This is a genomic window from Fundidesulfovibrio butyratiphilus, from assembly GCF_054657235.1.
In genome coordinates this window covers 737,255-751,261 of sequence record NZ_BAAHXA010000002.1, presented here as the reverse complement: position 1 = coordinate 751,261, position 14,007 = coordinate 737,255, and the positions used below count along the sequence as shown (strand labels likewise).

At 65.3% G+C, this 14,007-nt stretch carries 9 protein-coding genes; 3 read left to right on the top strand and 6 right to left on the bottom strand.

The window, feature by feature from the left end:
• Position 1: 1 nt before the first annotated feature.
• Positions 2-2,020, bottom strand: coding sequence for a sensor histidine kinase (locus ACYQ01_RS14420; RefSeq protein ID WP_459934557.1), 2,019 nt, complete (start codon positions 2,018-2,020; stop codon positions 2-4).
• Positions 2,010-3,050, bottom strand: a complete 1,041-nt coding sequence (locus ACYQ01_RS14415; RefSeq protein ID WP_459934556.1) for an ABC transporter substrate-binding protein — start codon at positions 3,048-3,050, stop codon at positions 2,010-2,012. Before ACYQ01_RS14415 ends, ACYQ01_RS14420 begins: the two co-directional genes overlap by 11 nt.
• 491 nt (positions 3,051-3,541) lie before the next feature.
• Between ACYQ01_RS14415 and ACYQ01_RS14410 the strand changes: the two genes are divergently transcribed.
• Together ACYQ01_RS14410 and ACYQ01_RS14405 are read left to right on the top strand one after the other, a co-directional pair.
• Positions 3,542-4,654: a GGDEF domain-containing protein gene (locus tag ACYQ01_RS14410; protein ID WP_459934555.1), complete on the top strand. Its 1,113-nt coding sequence runs from the start codon at positions 3,542-3,544 to the stop codon at positions 4,652-4,654.
• A 214-nt stretch (positions 4,655-4,868) separates the two neighbouring features.
• Positions 4,869-5,366 (top strand): hypothetical protein, encoded by a 498-nt coding sequence (locus ACYQ01_RS14405; RefSeq protein ID WP_459934554.1) that lies wholly within the window; start codon positions 4,869-4,871, stop codon positions 5,364-5,366.
• 111 nt (positions 5,367-5,477) lie between these two features.
• Here ACYQ01_RS14405 and ACYQ01_RS14400 read toward each other — a convergent pair whose 3' ends face one another.
• Entirely contained in the window at positions 5,478-6,968 is a 1,491-nt protein-coding gene (locus ACYQ01_RS14400) for an HD-GYP domain-containing protein (protein ID WP_459934553.1), read from the bottom strand.
• A gap of 272 nt (positions 6,969-7,240) precedes the next feature.
• Between ACYQ01_RS14400 and ACYQ01_RS14395 the strand changes: the two genes are divergently transcribed.
• Positions 7,241-9,925, top strand: a complete 2,685-nt coding sequence (locus ACYQ01_RS14395) for an HDOD domain-containing protein (protein WP_459934552.1) — start codon at positions 7,241-7,243, stop codon at positions 9,923-9,925.
• A 219-nt stretch (positions 9,926-10,144) separates the two neighbouring features.
• Here the strand turns inward: ACYQ01_RS14395 and tyrS are convergent, their stop codons facing one another.
• The 3 genes from tyrS to rny form a co-directional block, all read right to left on the bottom strand.
• A complete protein-coding gene (tyrS, locus tag ACYQ01_RS14390) occupies positions 10,145-11,410 on the bottom strand; it encodes a tyrosine--tRNA ligase (protein WP_459934551.1) in 1,266 nt (421 codons plus the stop codon).
• Between the two features lie 2 nt (positions 11,411-11,412).
• On the bottom strand, positions 11,413-12,189 hold the full coding sequence (locus tag ACYQ01_RS14385; RefSeq protein ID WP_459934550.1) for a TIGR00282 family metallophosphoesterase: 777 nt from the start codon (positions 12,187-12,189) through the stop codon (positions 11,413-11,415).
• A gap of 81 nt (positions 12,190-12,270) precedes the next feature.
• Positions 12,271-13,830, bottom strand: coding sequence for a ribonuclease Y (gene rny / locus ACYQ01_RS14380; protein ID WP_459934549.1), 1,560 nt, complete (start codon positions 13,828-13,830; stop codon positions 12,271-12,273).
• Positions 13,831-14,007 lie beyond the last annotated feature (177 nt).

Here is a 14,007-nt window from a genome sequence, read left to right as displayed (position 1 = left end):
GTCAGGTCTCCTTGACCGGAAAACGAAATCCCAGCGAAGCGCCCGGGCCCTGTCCCATGACGAGTTCCCCGTGCAACTGGCGCACGAGCTGCGTGACCAGGGACAGCCCCAGGGTGGTCGCGCCCGCCGGATCGAATCCCTCGGGCAGCCCCACCCCGTCGTCGGATACGCCGGCTTCAACGGTTCGGTCAACCCGCCGGACCGTCACGGTGATGGTGCCGCCGTTTTCCCTGAAGGCGTGTTTGGCCGCGTTGGTCACCAGTTCGTTGACGACCAGCCCGAACGGCACGGCCTGGTCGATGTTCAGGGTCACGTCGTCGGCCTCCACCCGGCAGACCACGGGCCGTTTCGCCTGATAGGTCGCCACCAGCTTCGGGGCCAAACGTTCCACGTAATGGCGCACGTTCACCTGGGCCAGGTTGGTCGAGCCGTACAGTTCCTCGTGGATGAGGGCCATGGACGAAACCCGGTTGCTGCAAATGGCGAACTGCTCCAAAACCCAGGGATCCCGGATGCGGTCCGACTGCAGGCTGATCAGGCTGGAAATGATTTGCAGATTGTTCTTCACCCGGTGATGGATCTCGCGCAGCAAGGTCTCCTTCTCGCGCAGCGAGGCGTCGATGGCCTGCTCGGCCAACTTGCGGGCGGTGATGTCCACGGCCACGCCGATGTAGGAATCCACCTCTTGCCGGGCGTCGCGCACCGCGGCCACGGACAGGTTCACCCACACGCTTTCGCCGTTCGGACGCAGGTAGCGCTTGTCCAGGGCGTAGGGGCCTATGGTCCCTTGCGCCAAGCGCTTGCGCAACTGCAAGTCCCGGGGCAGATCACCCGGATGGGTGATCTCGGTGAAGGTCAAACCGGTCAGGGCGCTCTCGTCGTAGCCCGTGAGTTTCAGGAAAAAGGCGTTGGCGCGCAGAAAACGCCCTGTGGCGTCGCATTGCACCATGCCCACCCCGGCCTGTTCGAAAATGGCGCGAAATCGCTGCTCGCTTTCCTGAAGTCTGAGCGCGCCGGTCTGCAACCGGTTGGCCATGTCTTGCACGGCCCGCTCGAACCGTCGCAACTCGGAAAAGACCGGGCGCTCGGGGAACCGAACTCCACGCCCCGCGTCGGCCTGGGCCAGGCTGGCGGTGGAGCGCTCCATGGGCTTGGCGATCTTGATATCCAGTTCGCGGCGCACCACCAGGGTAAAGGCCACCAGGGCCACGGCCATGAGCGTGGCGCCCTTGGCCACCCGGATCAGGGCCGGAGCCAGGGCTCGCCAGGCCGAACGACGCACCAGCACCAGCCAGCCCAGTTCCGGGGCCTTGGCCGCCGCGCCCAGATAGTAGGCGCCGTCCTCCCCGTAGACCAGGCTGCGTCTGTCGTTCACGGCGGCCTTGAACAGGGGCGAATCGCCGATGTTCTCTTGGCGCAGCACCCGTCCCTGGTCGGGATGCGAGATCAGGTTGCCGAACCTGTCGCACACGATCACCTCGTCCGGCCAGATCCCGGTGATTTCGGTCAGGTACTGGGTGATCTCCCGCAGGCTCATTTCCGCGGCCAACACCATGCCCGACTCGTTGCGCACGCCCACGAGCAGGTTCATGCCGTGGCCGTCGGGGGAAGGCAGGGGCCTGGACAGCAGAAGACGCCGGCCCGGCCTTTCGTCGAAGTGCAGACAGAAGTTGCGCTCCATGGCCTCGGGCGGGGCCACGGCCAGGATGTTGCCCCGGGTGTCCACCCAGAACAGGCGCTCCATGGAGGGCATGATGGCCAGCATGTCCTTCAGGGAGTCGGGTCGGGCCTGGTCGGCGAAATGGCCCAGCGCCGTCCAGGTGGCGCTCATGTTGCCCTGGACGAACGCGGCCAGGCTTTGGGCGTACTTGACGTCCTGCGCCTCCACCTCGGCCTTCTGCTGCATGCAAAGGTAGCCGGTGAACAGCACCAGGCAGGCCACGGCCGGGACCAACGACCGCGCGAGCAGACTGCGGCCGATGATGTCGGCGACCCCTCTGGCCTGGGGATCAGCGGTCATGGTCCACGTTCTGGAAACGGCCGTTTTCGATGGTGACGAGAAAGCTTTCCCGCTGCACGTCCCCGTAGGCGTCCAGGGAGAACGTGCCGACCACGCCGGCCTGGGGCCCCAGGGACACCAGGGCCGATTCCAGTCCCTGCCGCAGGCCGCCGGTCTTTTCCAGGGCCTTGGCCAACAGCATGACCGCCTCGTAGGCGTAGGCGGCGGCGAAGTTGGGCGGCCAACCGAAACGTTGTTCGTACCGGGCGGCGAAGGTCTTGAAGGACGGCGAGGGATTTTCCTCGGTATAGCAGGTGGAAAAGACGATGCCATCCACGCTCGGACCGCCGGCCAGAAGAATCTCGCGCGTGTAGGCCCAGGTGGGGCAGAAGATGGCCAAGCCGGTCCCGGCCACGCCGTTGGCCTTGGCGAAGGCGGCCACGTCCCGGGCCGAAGCGGCCAGGACCACGCCCCGGGCCCCGCTTTGGCGTATGCGCTTGACTTCCCGGCTCCAGTCCGGTCCGGCCCGGGAGGAGAACCACTCCCGCCCGACCACATGGCCCCGGCCGTCGCGGGTGAACCTTTCGACGAAGGCGGAGTTGAAGGCGTCCACGTACGAGGCGTTGTCCGAGTCGCCCAGCACGAAAACCCTGTGCGGCCCATGGCTCGCCAGGTATTCGGCCAAGCCCACGCCCCAGGACCTGTTGTCGGGAATCACGCGAAAGAACTGGTCCACCTTTCCCGTCAGGGAGGGCGTGGCCGTGGTGGGCGAAACCAGCACGGCCCGGCGCGCCTCGAACAGATCGATCACCGCCAGGGTCTGGGCGCTGGTCATGTGCCCGACAACGGCCACCACCCCGGAGTCGAGCAGCTTTTCATCGGCTCTTCGAGCGCCCTCCGGCGTGTTGCCGTCGTCCTCGGCCAGGAGCTTGAGCCTGCGTCCGGCCACGCCGCCGCCGGCGTTGACGTCTTCCACGGCCAAGGTGGCTCCGTTTCGCCCCTGCACGCCCAGATCGGATGATATCCCCGTCAGTTGGCCAGAAAATCCCAACAGGATCTCCGGCCGTTCTCCGCACGCCGACAGCGCGACGGCCGCCGCGAGGCAGAAACACAACGGGAGGCAATATCTCATGATGTTCACACTGTCGGAACCCGGTCCATTGGCATTCGTGCCCGCTCGAAACACCATTTCACGCAGTATAAAGGTAGCACGATTGCCAAACGCCTGGCAATGGCCTCGCCAGGACCGCCCCTTCCTGAGCAAACCTCGATCCAGCCTTGCCACGGCGCGGGTTAAGAGTGTACCCGTTCTTATCGGGAGGGATTCCGCCAGTCCTCGGCGTGGTCCCGTTCCCTCTCCCTTGTACGCCGACTATTCGATATTGCAGTCCCTGCTTCCAGGATGCCGAGGCAAAGACGGCACGGACTTTCTTGACGCACAACAGCCCGTCATCATGGAGACGCCGGGCCGGAGAAATCGCCATCGCACTCGATATACGCACCCTTGTGGTCGTTTTGACCTGGTGCAACATTATACAAGGCATGATCCTGGCCTATGTGTGGCGGACGCACCAAAAGGTTCTCTACGCCAAGCTCTGGGGAATCGGAGCCTGCCTGGCCGCCATGGGCTCGCTTCTGGTCGGCGCCCGTGGGCCCGGGGCTCCCTGGTTCCTGGTGCTCACCTCCAACGCCCTGCTCATGCCGGGGATCATGCTCATCAAATTCGGCGTGGTCCTGGCGGCGGGAAAGACTCTGCCCTGGCGATACGGCTCCGCGGTCTGCGCAACCTTTCTGGGGGCCATCGCCTGGTTTCTTCTCGTCCAACCCAACCTCTCGGCCAGGGTGGCGGTTTTTTCGGCCGCGGCCGTGGCCCTGGACCTGGTGGCGCTGTGGGCCTGCTTCACCAGTGCGGACAAATCCCTGGCCAACACCTTCCGCGTAATCGGCATCCTGCTGGCCGTGCACGACGTTTCCTTGATTTGGCGGGGAACCGGCGCGTTGCGGGCCCCCCTGGGTTCGATCTTTTCCCCCGAACTCTTTCAGGTGCAATTCTACCTGATCTCAAGCCTGATTACTTCCGCGCTCACGTCCCTGTTCATTCTGCTCACATCGGAAAAGTTCAAGCAGGAGCTCTTCTCCCTCTCCCGCCACGACGCCCTGACCGGCGCGTCCAACCGCCTGGCCCTGGAGGAAATCGCGGCCAAGGAGTGGTCACGCGCCCTGCGCCACCGCCATCCCGTGGCCTGTCTCATGCTCGACCTGGACAACTTCAAGGCCTTCAACGACACCCACGGACACCTGGCCGGAGACGCGGCCCTGCAACGGGTTTCGGCCTGCGCCCAGTCTCTCTTGCGCCACGAGGACACCTGGTCGCGCTACGGCGGGGAGGAGTTCGTGGCCCTTTTGCCCGAAACCGGGCTGAAGCAGGCCTCCGCCATAGCCGAACGCATCCGCCTGGCCGTGGGCGATTTGCGCGTGCCCTGCAAGGATGGACTGGCCCGGCTGAGCATCAGCGTGGGCGTGGCCGGCTGCACGCCGCCGGAAATGGACTGGGAGCATCTGGTGGCCCTGGCCGACAGCATGCTCTACCGGGCCAAGCAGACCGGCCGCAACAAGGTGGTGGTGATCGACCAGGAGCCGCAGGTCCCCGCCTGAATCCGAAGGGGCGTCACGCCCCCCTCGGGTGTCGATGCCGCCCCGCCAACCGCCGCCGGAGCGCTTTTTCGCTTCACCTCGCAACAAAACCGCACGTTCGGTGTCAGCCATTCGTCTCGGCAACGCAATACGCTCGCCGCATGGGCCCTGCTACCAGGGGGTCGCGCATGGTCCGGAAGGACGCCATGCGAAACCCCAACGCGGAAGGTACGCCATGCACAGCCCAAACGATCTGCTGGTCCTGCGCCAGCACCTGCGCAACGCCGTGGCCAGCCTGAGGACCATGGTGCTGGACGTCTCGTCCGAGTTGCCCGAATCCGGGCAATGTCTGATCAAATCCCTGAACGAAAGCTGCCGCGCCGCCGGCCGCATCGACCGCCAGGACAAGGACCCCGACCTCGAAGCGGTCTGGGAGCGGCTCAAAGCCCGCCTCGGTCGTTTCCGCGAGGCCGCCGACACCTCCTACGACCTGTTGCGGCGTTGGCAGGCCGACGAACGCCCGGCGAGCTTCCAGGTGGCCGCCGCCTTCATGTCCAAGCATCTCTTTTCCGCCCACACCTCGGCCATGGGCCTACTCAATCACATGATCACCGCGGTGGCCTTCGACTGTCCGGCCGACCAGTTCCCGGAGCCGGTCCTGGCCAGCCCCGGACCGGAACGCGGACAGCGCCTGTGCGGGGAAATCGCCCCCCCGCGCGAAAGAATCTGCTGATTCCCAGCGGTGCTGAAATCGCGGGGGAAGGGCTTGTCGCGCACGACAGGCTCTTCCCGAAGCGGTTTTTCGAAAGCGGAAGAGTCTTGGCCCGTCCCGCGCATGCGCCGGTCAGGTGGCGAACACCGTGCCGGGGTCGGGCCCCGAACGGGACAAGACGCCCTTGTGCTTGAGCACGTCCAGCCAGGCGTCCACGATCTGGGGATCCCACTGCGCGCCCGCCCCCTGTCTCAGGATGTCCGAGGCCTCGGCCGGAGTCCTGGCCGGGTGGTAGGCCCGATTGGAGGTCATGGCTTCATAGCCGTCGGCCACGCTGATGATCCGCGCGGCCAGGGGGATTTCGCTCCCGACGAGCCCCATGGGGTAGCCGCGACCATCCAGGTGCTCGTGGTGATGGAAGATCGCCGGCAGCACGTCCTCCAGGCTGGAGACGTTCCTGAGGATGTTGCGTCCGATCTCGGCGTGCTGGCGCATGATGACCAACTCCCCGTACTCGAGGCTGTCGGGCTTGTTGAGAATGAGGTCGGGCACGCCGATCTTGCCGATGTCGTGCAGCATGCCCGCGGTGCGCAAGAGGTCCGTCTCCACCTTCGGCAGGCCCAGGGCCTGGCCCAGCAAGGCGGCGAACTCGCTCACCCGCTCCGAATGGCCCCGGGTGTAGGGGTCCTTGGCCTCCACCGCGCTCACGAACGAATGCACCATTTCCCGGTTCATGGCGCGCAGGGTCTGGCAGGCGCGGCAACTCTCCAGGCACAGGGCGGTGTGGGCGGAAAACAGGGTCAGCAACTGGAGTTGGTCCAGGGTGTAGGGCAGACGCCCTTCCCCGCGCACCGCCACCACCACGCCGGCGGACGCGGGACCGGCTCCGACCACGGCGCTAATGGCCGATACCGGCGCGGCCACCGTGCCGGCAAGCGGCCCCAGGGCCTGACGCAACAGCGCCTGGTCCAGCAGCATGGGCCGCCCCCGCTCCAGCAAGGATGCGGCGAACTGGCCGAACCACCCGCGCGCGGCTTCGTTTTTTCGGAAAAACGGCCCCACCAGGACATGCTGGCCAACCTGGCGACGCGTTTCGCCGGTGAGAAACATGACCATGCCGTCCGGCTCGAACACCTCGCGCACCTGGGCCAAAAACTCTTTCACCAGGGAGCGCAAGTCCGCCTGCTCGGAAAGCACGCCGCTAAATCGCAGCATGGTGGACAAGTTCCCCACCCGTTTCTGCTGCCGACGCAGGGCGCGCTCGCGCAGGGCCTTGTCCACGGCCCCGAGCAACTCCCCGATGCGAAACGGCTTGAGCAGATAGTTGACCGCGCCGAGCTTGACGCATTCCACGGCGTTTTCCAACGTCCCGTACCCCGTGAGCACGATCACGTCGGTGTCCACGCCCGTGGAGCGTATTCTGGAGAGCAGTTCCATGCCGCCCATGCCGGGCATGCGCAGGTCGCTCAAGAGCAAATCCACGCCGCCCTCGCGCAGCATGTCGTAGGCCCGCATGCCGTCGTTGGCCACGAGGATGCGGTCGGTGATACCGGACAGGGCCTCCCGACAGACGTCCGCCAGTTCAGGTTCGTCGTCCGCCAACAGGATCACGGGCGTGTTCATGGTGCGGGTCCGTAAACGTTTGCGGTTACAGCGTGGTGTCCACCTCGCCATACGACCGCGGATTTGTGGACGGACAAGCGCCCGACGTGCAAGCCCGGGTCTTATGTATTTTTCTATTCGCTACAGCAGGAATCCGCCCTTGTCCAGGCGCGCCCCGCTTGCCAAACCGGGACGGGCATGAAAAAGTCCCGTCGCCGTCTGTGCGTTCTTGGCGGTTGTTCTCCGCTCTTACCGTGTCCGACCCGGTCGGGCCGCGCTTCGGGATCGCCAGTATGAACTCTTCCGCCCACGGTCCGGCACAGGCCGGGCTCAAGCGTCTCGTCGCGGGCATCGAAGCCCTTCCTTCTCCCTCGGCCGTGGCCGGACGCATTCTCGAACTGGCCGTACGCGAAGACGTCTCCCTGGCCGACCTGATCGAACTTCTGGAAGTCGACCCCTGTGTGGGGGCCTCCCTGCTCAAGCTGGCCAACCTGGCCAGCCAGGGCCCGATCAAGGGCGGCGCGGTGCTTACCGTGCGCCAGGCCACCATGCTCCTCGGCCTGGACACCGTGCGCATCGTGGCCCTGTGCGTGGCCGTACGCGACGGCCTCTTCGCCAAGCAGGCCGCGGCGGACGGCCCCATTCGCCAGGTCTGGGAGCACAGCCTGGCTTGCGCCGTGGCCGCGCAACTCTTGGCCCAACGCACGCGCCCCGCCCTGAGCGGGGCCGCTTTCGCGGCCGGACTGCTGCACGATTGCGGCAAACTGGTCATGCTCTCCGCCCTGCCCGACGACTACGACGCATTGCTCGCCCGGGATCTTCACGGCCACGGCCTTGTCGAAGCCGAACAGCAGGCTTTCGGAGCGGATCACTGTCTGGCCGGCAAGTGGCTCCTGGAACATTGGCGTTTGCCCGCCCTGTTCGTGAACGCGGCCTGGCTGCACCACCAGGACGCGCCCCTTTTTACGGGGCTGCTCGACCGGGGCGACCCCCTGCCCCTGGTGGCCCTGGCCGACCGGATGGCCCTGGAGGCCATGGGCCACGCCCCGCCCGATCCCGGCGATCCGGACCGAAGCCAGCTTCTGGCGGCGTGCGCCCTGCCCAACGAACGCGCGGTCACGGAACTGACCGCGCAGGTGGGAACACGGTTCCTGGAAAAGGCCGTGCTGTTCAACTTCGACAACGACCCGGCGGCGTTTTACTTCAACGCCCTGCAACGCGCCAACGCCGTGCTTGGACGCACCGCCCTGGATCTGCGACGCGTCACCGTCACCCAGGCCGAACAGGCGCGCAGCCTGGCCGGCGTGGCCCAGGCCGGGGCGTTGCTCGAAAACGCCCGCGACACCACCGACGTGCTCGTGCGCCTGGCTCGCAGCCTTTCCACCGCGTTCGCCTGCCCCGAGGGCATGATCCGCCTGCGCGAAGACCAGACTTCCGCCGGCCAGGCCATCTTCTGGGACGACAAGGGCTTGCGCGCCCCCCAAACCCTTCCCGAGGAACCGGCCGTACAGCGCAAGGTCCTGCGTCCCCCCTATCCCGACCTGCTGGAAAGCGCTACGGTACGCCTTGGCGCGGTTCCCGCCCAGGATGGCGCCTGCCTGCACCTGCAAAAAGGCTTTGTCATCGCCACCGCCCGTCTCGGCCAGGACGGCGGCAGCCTGGAGTTGCTGCTGCGCCCCCCCACGACCGCTTTGGCCCCGAGTCCTGCCCCGCCCGACGAAGACGCCGCCCCGCCCGCGTCGTCCGACCATGCCACCCTGCGCCACCTGGCCCTGCTGGGAGCCGGCGCGTTGCGACGCATCGCCCTGCTCGAAGAGAGCAACGCCCGGGCGCAGAACCTGGCCGAGGCCATGTCTTCCATGCGAAACTTGAACGCCAAGCTGCTCCAGACCGAACGCCTGGCCGCTGTGGGACAGTTGGCCGCCGGGGCGGCCCACGAGATCAACAACCCCCTGGCCATCATCAGCGCCCGGGCGCAACTGCTGGAAATGAAGGAAACCGACCCGGAGAAAAAACGCGGCTTTCACCAGATGGTGGAACAGATCGAACGCATAAGCGACATTCTCTCCAACCTCATGAATTTCGCCCGCCCCGCCCCCCTGCGGATGGAAACCGTGCGCCTGGCGGACGTGCTCACCCGCGTGCTCGATCTGGTGCGCGGCGGACTGGTCAAGCAAAACATCGACGTGGCCATGGACGTCCCCCCCGACCTGCCCCCCGTTCAGGGCGACGCCCGCCAGTTGGAGCAGGTGTTTCTCAACCTGGTGATCAACGCCGAACACGCCATGGAGGCTTCGGGCGGTCGCCTCACCCTGTCCGCCTCCCAGGACCCGCAGCACGACCGGGTGGAAGTGGTCGTTTCCGATACCGGCGTGGGCATTGCCAAGGAGAACCTGGAAAAAATCTTCGACCCCTTTTTCTCCACCAAGCCCGAAGGCAAGGGCACGGGCCTGGGACTTTCCACCAGCTACGCCATGGTGACCAAGCACCATGGTGAAATCGTCGTGGAAAGCGAGCCCGGCCAAGGCACGCGCGTGCGGGTGCGCCTGCCCCTGAAGGCCACCGGCGCCGACGCTTTGCCCGAACCGTCAGGGCTGGGCGCAACCGAAAACGCCATTCTCGTAGTGGACGACGAACGCCACATTCGCGACATTCTCAAGGAATCCCTGGAAGCCGAAGGGTACGCCGTCGCCCTGGCCGCCGACGGAGAACAGGCCCTGGACCTGCTGGACAAGCGCCGATTCCGTCTTCTGATCGTGGATATTCGCATGCCCAAACGCGACGGCTTGTCCTTTCTGCGCGAAGCCGGCCCCCGTCTGGCGGGGATTCCAGCCCTGGTGCTCACCGGGCTGGCCGGCGAGGACGAAATGCGCCGGGCCATGGACCTGGGCGCGGCCTGCTGTTTGCGCAAGCCCTTCGCCCTCGACGTGCTGGCGAGTGAGATCAAGCGGCTGCTGGACGACGGACGCACGCGGTAGCCGCTCGAACCGAGCGCAAAGCCCTCGGGACGCCGCCTTGCCGCGCAAGCGCCCCCTTGCGAAATTCCCTTGACCCGCCCGGGAGGCTTCGACCGCGCTCCGGGTCGGTACGCGCAACGCCAAAAAGGCGGTCCGGGCGGAGAACGCCCGAACCGCCAAAGGGATTCGCGAGGCAAACCTGGCGGAGCCCAGGCGGAAAGGCCGGGGGCCTGTGCCGACTCAGCCCAGCGTCACCACTCCGTAGTTCTTCTTGCCCTTGCGCACGAGCAAAAGCTCGCCACCCAGGAAATCCTGATCGGGAAAATCGTAGCTGTCGGCCACCTTGTTGGTGTTGACCGTGATGGCTCCGGCGGCCAGGTCCTTTCTGGCCTGGCCCTTGGAGGAACACAGGCCGAGCTCCACCAGCAGGGTCACCAGGTCCGGCAGGGCCGTACGCGAGGCGTAGGTCTTGCCCGGAGCGGTTTCCAGCGCGGCCTTCAGGGTCTTCACGTCCACTTTGTCCAGCTCGCCCTTGCCGAAGAGAAATTCACTGGCCGACATGACCTTGGCCGTCTCCAGGCTGCCGTGCACCATGTCGGTCATGGTGGCGGCCAGGGTGCGCTGGGCCTGGCGCAGGTGCGGACGCTCGGCCACTTCCACGGCCAGGGCGTCGATGTCTTCCTTGGGCAGGAAGGTGAAATACTTCAGGAAGTTCACCACGTCGCGGTCATCGGCGTTCACCCAGTACTGGTAAAAGGCGTAGGGCGAGGTAATTTCCGGGTCCAGATAGATGGCGCCCTTTTCGCTCTTGCCGAACTTGGCTCCGCTGGCCGTGGTGATGAGGGGAAAAGTCAGGGCGAAGGCGTCCTTGCCCGTCTTGCGCCGAATAAGTTCCAGCCCAGCGGTGATGTTGCCGAACTGGTCGCCGCCGCCGATCTGCAGGGTGCAGTTCTTGGTCTCGCGCAGGTAGTGGAAGTCGTAGGCCTGCAAAATCATGTAGCTGAACTCGGTGTAGGAGATGCCCGATTCTTCGCGGTTGATGCGGCCCTTCACCGAGTCCTTGGCCAGCATGTAGTTGATGGTGAAGTGCTTGCCCACGTCGCGCAACAGGTCGATGGCCGTCAGGCTCCTGGTCCAATCGTAATTGTTGACCACGCCCACTTCGGCGTCGTTATCCGCAAAGAGCTTGAGCACCTGGGCCTTGATGCGTTCGGCCTGGGCGTGAACGATTTCGATGGTGTTGAGCTGGCGTTCCTTGTCCTTGCCGCTGGGGTCGCCGATCAACCCGGTGGCTCCTCCCAGCAGGGCCAGGGGTTTGTGTCCGGTCTTGGCAAAGCGCATGAGGGCCAAAAGGGGCACCATGTTGCCGATGTGCAGGCTACGAGCGGTGGGGTCGAAGCCGCAGTACATCACCCGGCCGGGGGTGGCCAGGTGGGCGCGCAACCCCACGTCGTCGGAGGTCTGGTTGATGAGGCCGCGCCAGGCCAATTCGTCGAAGATATTCACGGTCATTCTCCTTTCCAGGGGCTTACGGCCAGGGCCAGGCCCGTCTTGGGATCGATGTCGAGCAACGCGCCGGACAGGTTCGCGGGATTCTTGGCCACTTCGAACCGCGCGGGCAGGTGGCTCAGGAACCGGTTGATGATGATCGTGGCGTCCATGCCCAGCACGGACCGCGCCGGTCCGCACATGCCCAGGTCCGTCAGGTAGGCCGTGCCGCGCGGCAGCACCTGGGCGTCCGCCGTCTGGACGTGGGTGTGGGTGCCCAGCACCGCGCTCACACGGCCGTCGAGAAAATACCCCATGGCCCGCTTTTCCGAGGTGGCCTCGGCATGAAAGTCCACCAGCCGCACCCGCACGTCGCCGGGAATCCGGTCCAAAAGGCTCTGGGCGCACTGGAACGGGCAGTCCACGGCCTCCATGTAGGTGCGCCCCATGAGGTTGATCACCGCATACGGCTCGCCGCCCGGGCTCTCGTACAGGCCGAGTCCGTTTCCTGGCGCGCCTTCGGGATAGTTGGCCGGACGCAAAAGGCGGGGATTTTCCAAGAGGACGTTATAGATATCTTTGTATTTCCAGATGTGATTGCCGCTGGTAAGCACGTCGAAACCCGCGGAAAAAAGCTCCCGGGCGGCCTTGGCGTTCACCCCGATCCCCCCCGAGGCATTTTCGGCGTTGCCCAGGGCCAGGTCGAGGCCAAGCTCGCGGCGCAGCCTGGGCAGGGTTTCGGTCACGGCTTTTCGGCCGGGCCGGCCCACGATGTCTCCGAGAAAAAGGATGCGCATGAAATGGCTTCGCGTCTGGATGTTGGCGACAAAACGCCGCGCCGGAACACGGAGGGTCACCGGCGCGGCGGGGTCGACTGGTTATTTCGCGTAGCTCACGGCCCGCCGCTCGCGGATGACCGTGACCCGGATCTGTCCCGGATAGGTGAGGTTGTCCTCGATCTTTTTGGCGATGTCCTTGCAGATCAGATGGGTCTTGTCGTCGTCCACGGCCTCGGAATCCACCATGACGCGGATCTCGCGTCCGGCTTGGATGGCGTAGGCCTTGCTGACGCCTTCAAAGTCCACGGCGATGTTTTCCAGTTCTTCCAGGCGCTTGACGTAGCTTTCCAGCAGTTCCTTGCGAGCGCCTGGGCGCGCGCCCGAAAGGCTGTCCGCGGCCTGCACCAGGGTGGCGATGACGGTGCGGGGCGGGACATCCTCGTGGTGGGCCTGGATGGCGTGGGTGATGTCCTTGGACTCGCCGAACTTCTTGGCCAGGTCGTAGCCGATGATGGCGTGCGGGCCTTCGATCTCGTGGTCCACGGCCTTGCCGATGTCGTGCAGCAATCCGGCGCGCTTGGCTTTTTTCACGTCCAGGCCCAGCTCCGCGGCCATGATGCCGCAAAGCGAGGCCACTTCCAGCGAATGGCGCAGCACGTTTTGTGAATAGCTGGTGCGGTAGTGCAACTGCCCGAGCAGCTTGACCAGCTCGGGGTGGATGCCGTGCACGCCCACGTCGAAGGTGGCCTGCTCACCGATTTCACGCAGCTTGACATCGAATTCCTGCTCGACCTTGCGCACAATGTCTTCGATACGGGCGGGATGGATGCGGCCGTCGGTGATAAGACGTTCCAGGGCCAGCTTGGCGATCTGGCGGCGCAGGGGGGAAAAGGCCGAAAGCACCACGGTTTCTGGGGTGTCGTCGATGATGAGGTCCACGCCGGTGGCGGCTTCCAGGGCGCGGATGTTGCGCCCCTCGCGGCCGATGATGCGTCCCTTCATTTCTTCGCTGGGCAGGGTCACGGCGGTGACGGTCTGCTCGGCCACGTATTCGCCGGCGTAGCGCTGAATGGCCAGGGCGATGATTTCCTTGCTCTTCTTGCCCGCTTCCTCTTTGGCCTCGGACTCGATCTGGCGGATCATCCGTGCGGCTTCGTGGCGGGTGCGGCTCTCCATCTCAGCCAAAAGCAGCTTGCGCGCCTCTTCGGCGGTCATGCCGGAAATTTCCTGCAGCTTGCGCTCCTGCTCCTGACCGAGGGTTTCGAGCTTCTCCTCTTTTTCCTCCAGGTGCTTTTCCTGGGTGTTCAGGCGCTTTTCCTGGCTGACCAGGTCGGATTCCTTCTGGGTGACCTTTTCGAGCTTGACTTCGAGTTTGTCCTGCTTCTCCTGAAGAACCGACTCCTTGCGTACGAACTGCGCCTCGCGTTCCTTGAATTCCTTCTCGTGTTCGAGCTTTTGTTTGTAGAGATCATCCTGGGTTTGCAGGATAAGCTCCTTCTTGTGGGCCTGGGCTTCCTTGCGGGCTTCCTCAAGTATTCTTTCGGCAAGGGTCTTGGATTCCGCCAATGATTTTGCGGAGACCCACCTGTTGAGGAGCCAGCCGCCCAGCGCGCCCGCCACGACGCCGCACAAGGCGATGACAATGTCAACGATTTCCATGACGACTCCTTATATGGTCCACGGGCATGGCCCGGTAAACACCCGGGGCCTGGAGTGGGCCCACGCGGCGTTTCGCGCGTAAACAACGCTTGCGACCGAAAAGGAGGCGGGGAAAGGACGGCAGGAAGGGGCGCACCGCGCCTGCTAGCGCCGCCGGCGCACGTCAAGGGACTCGCG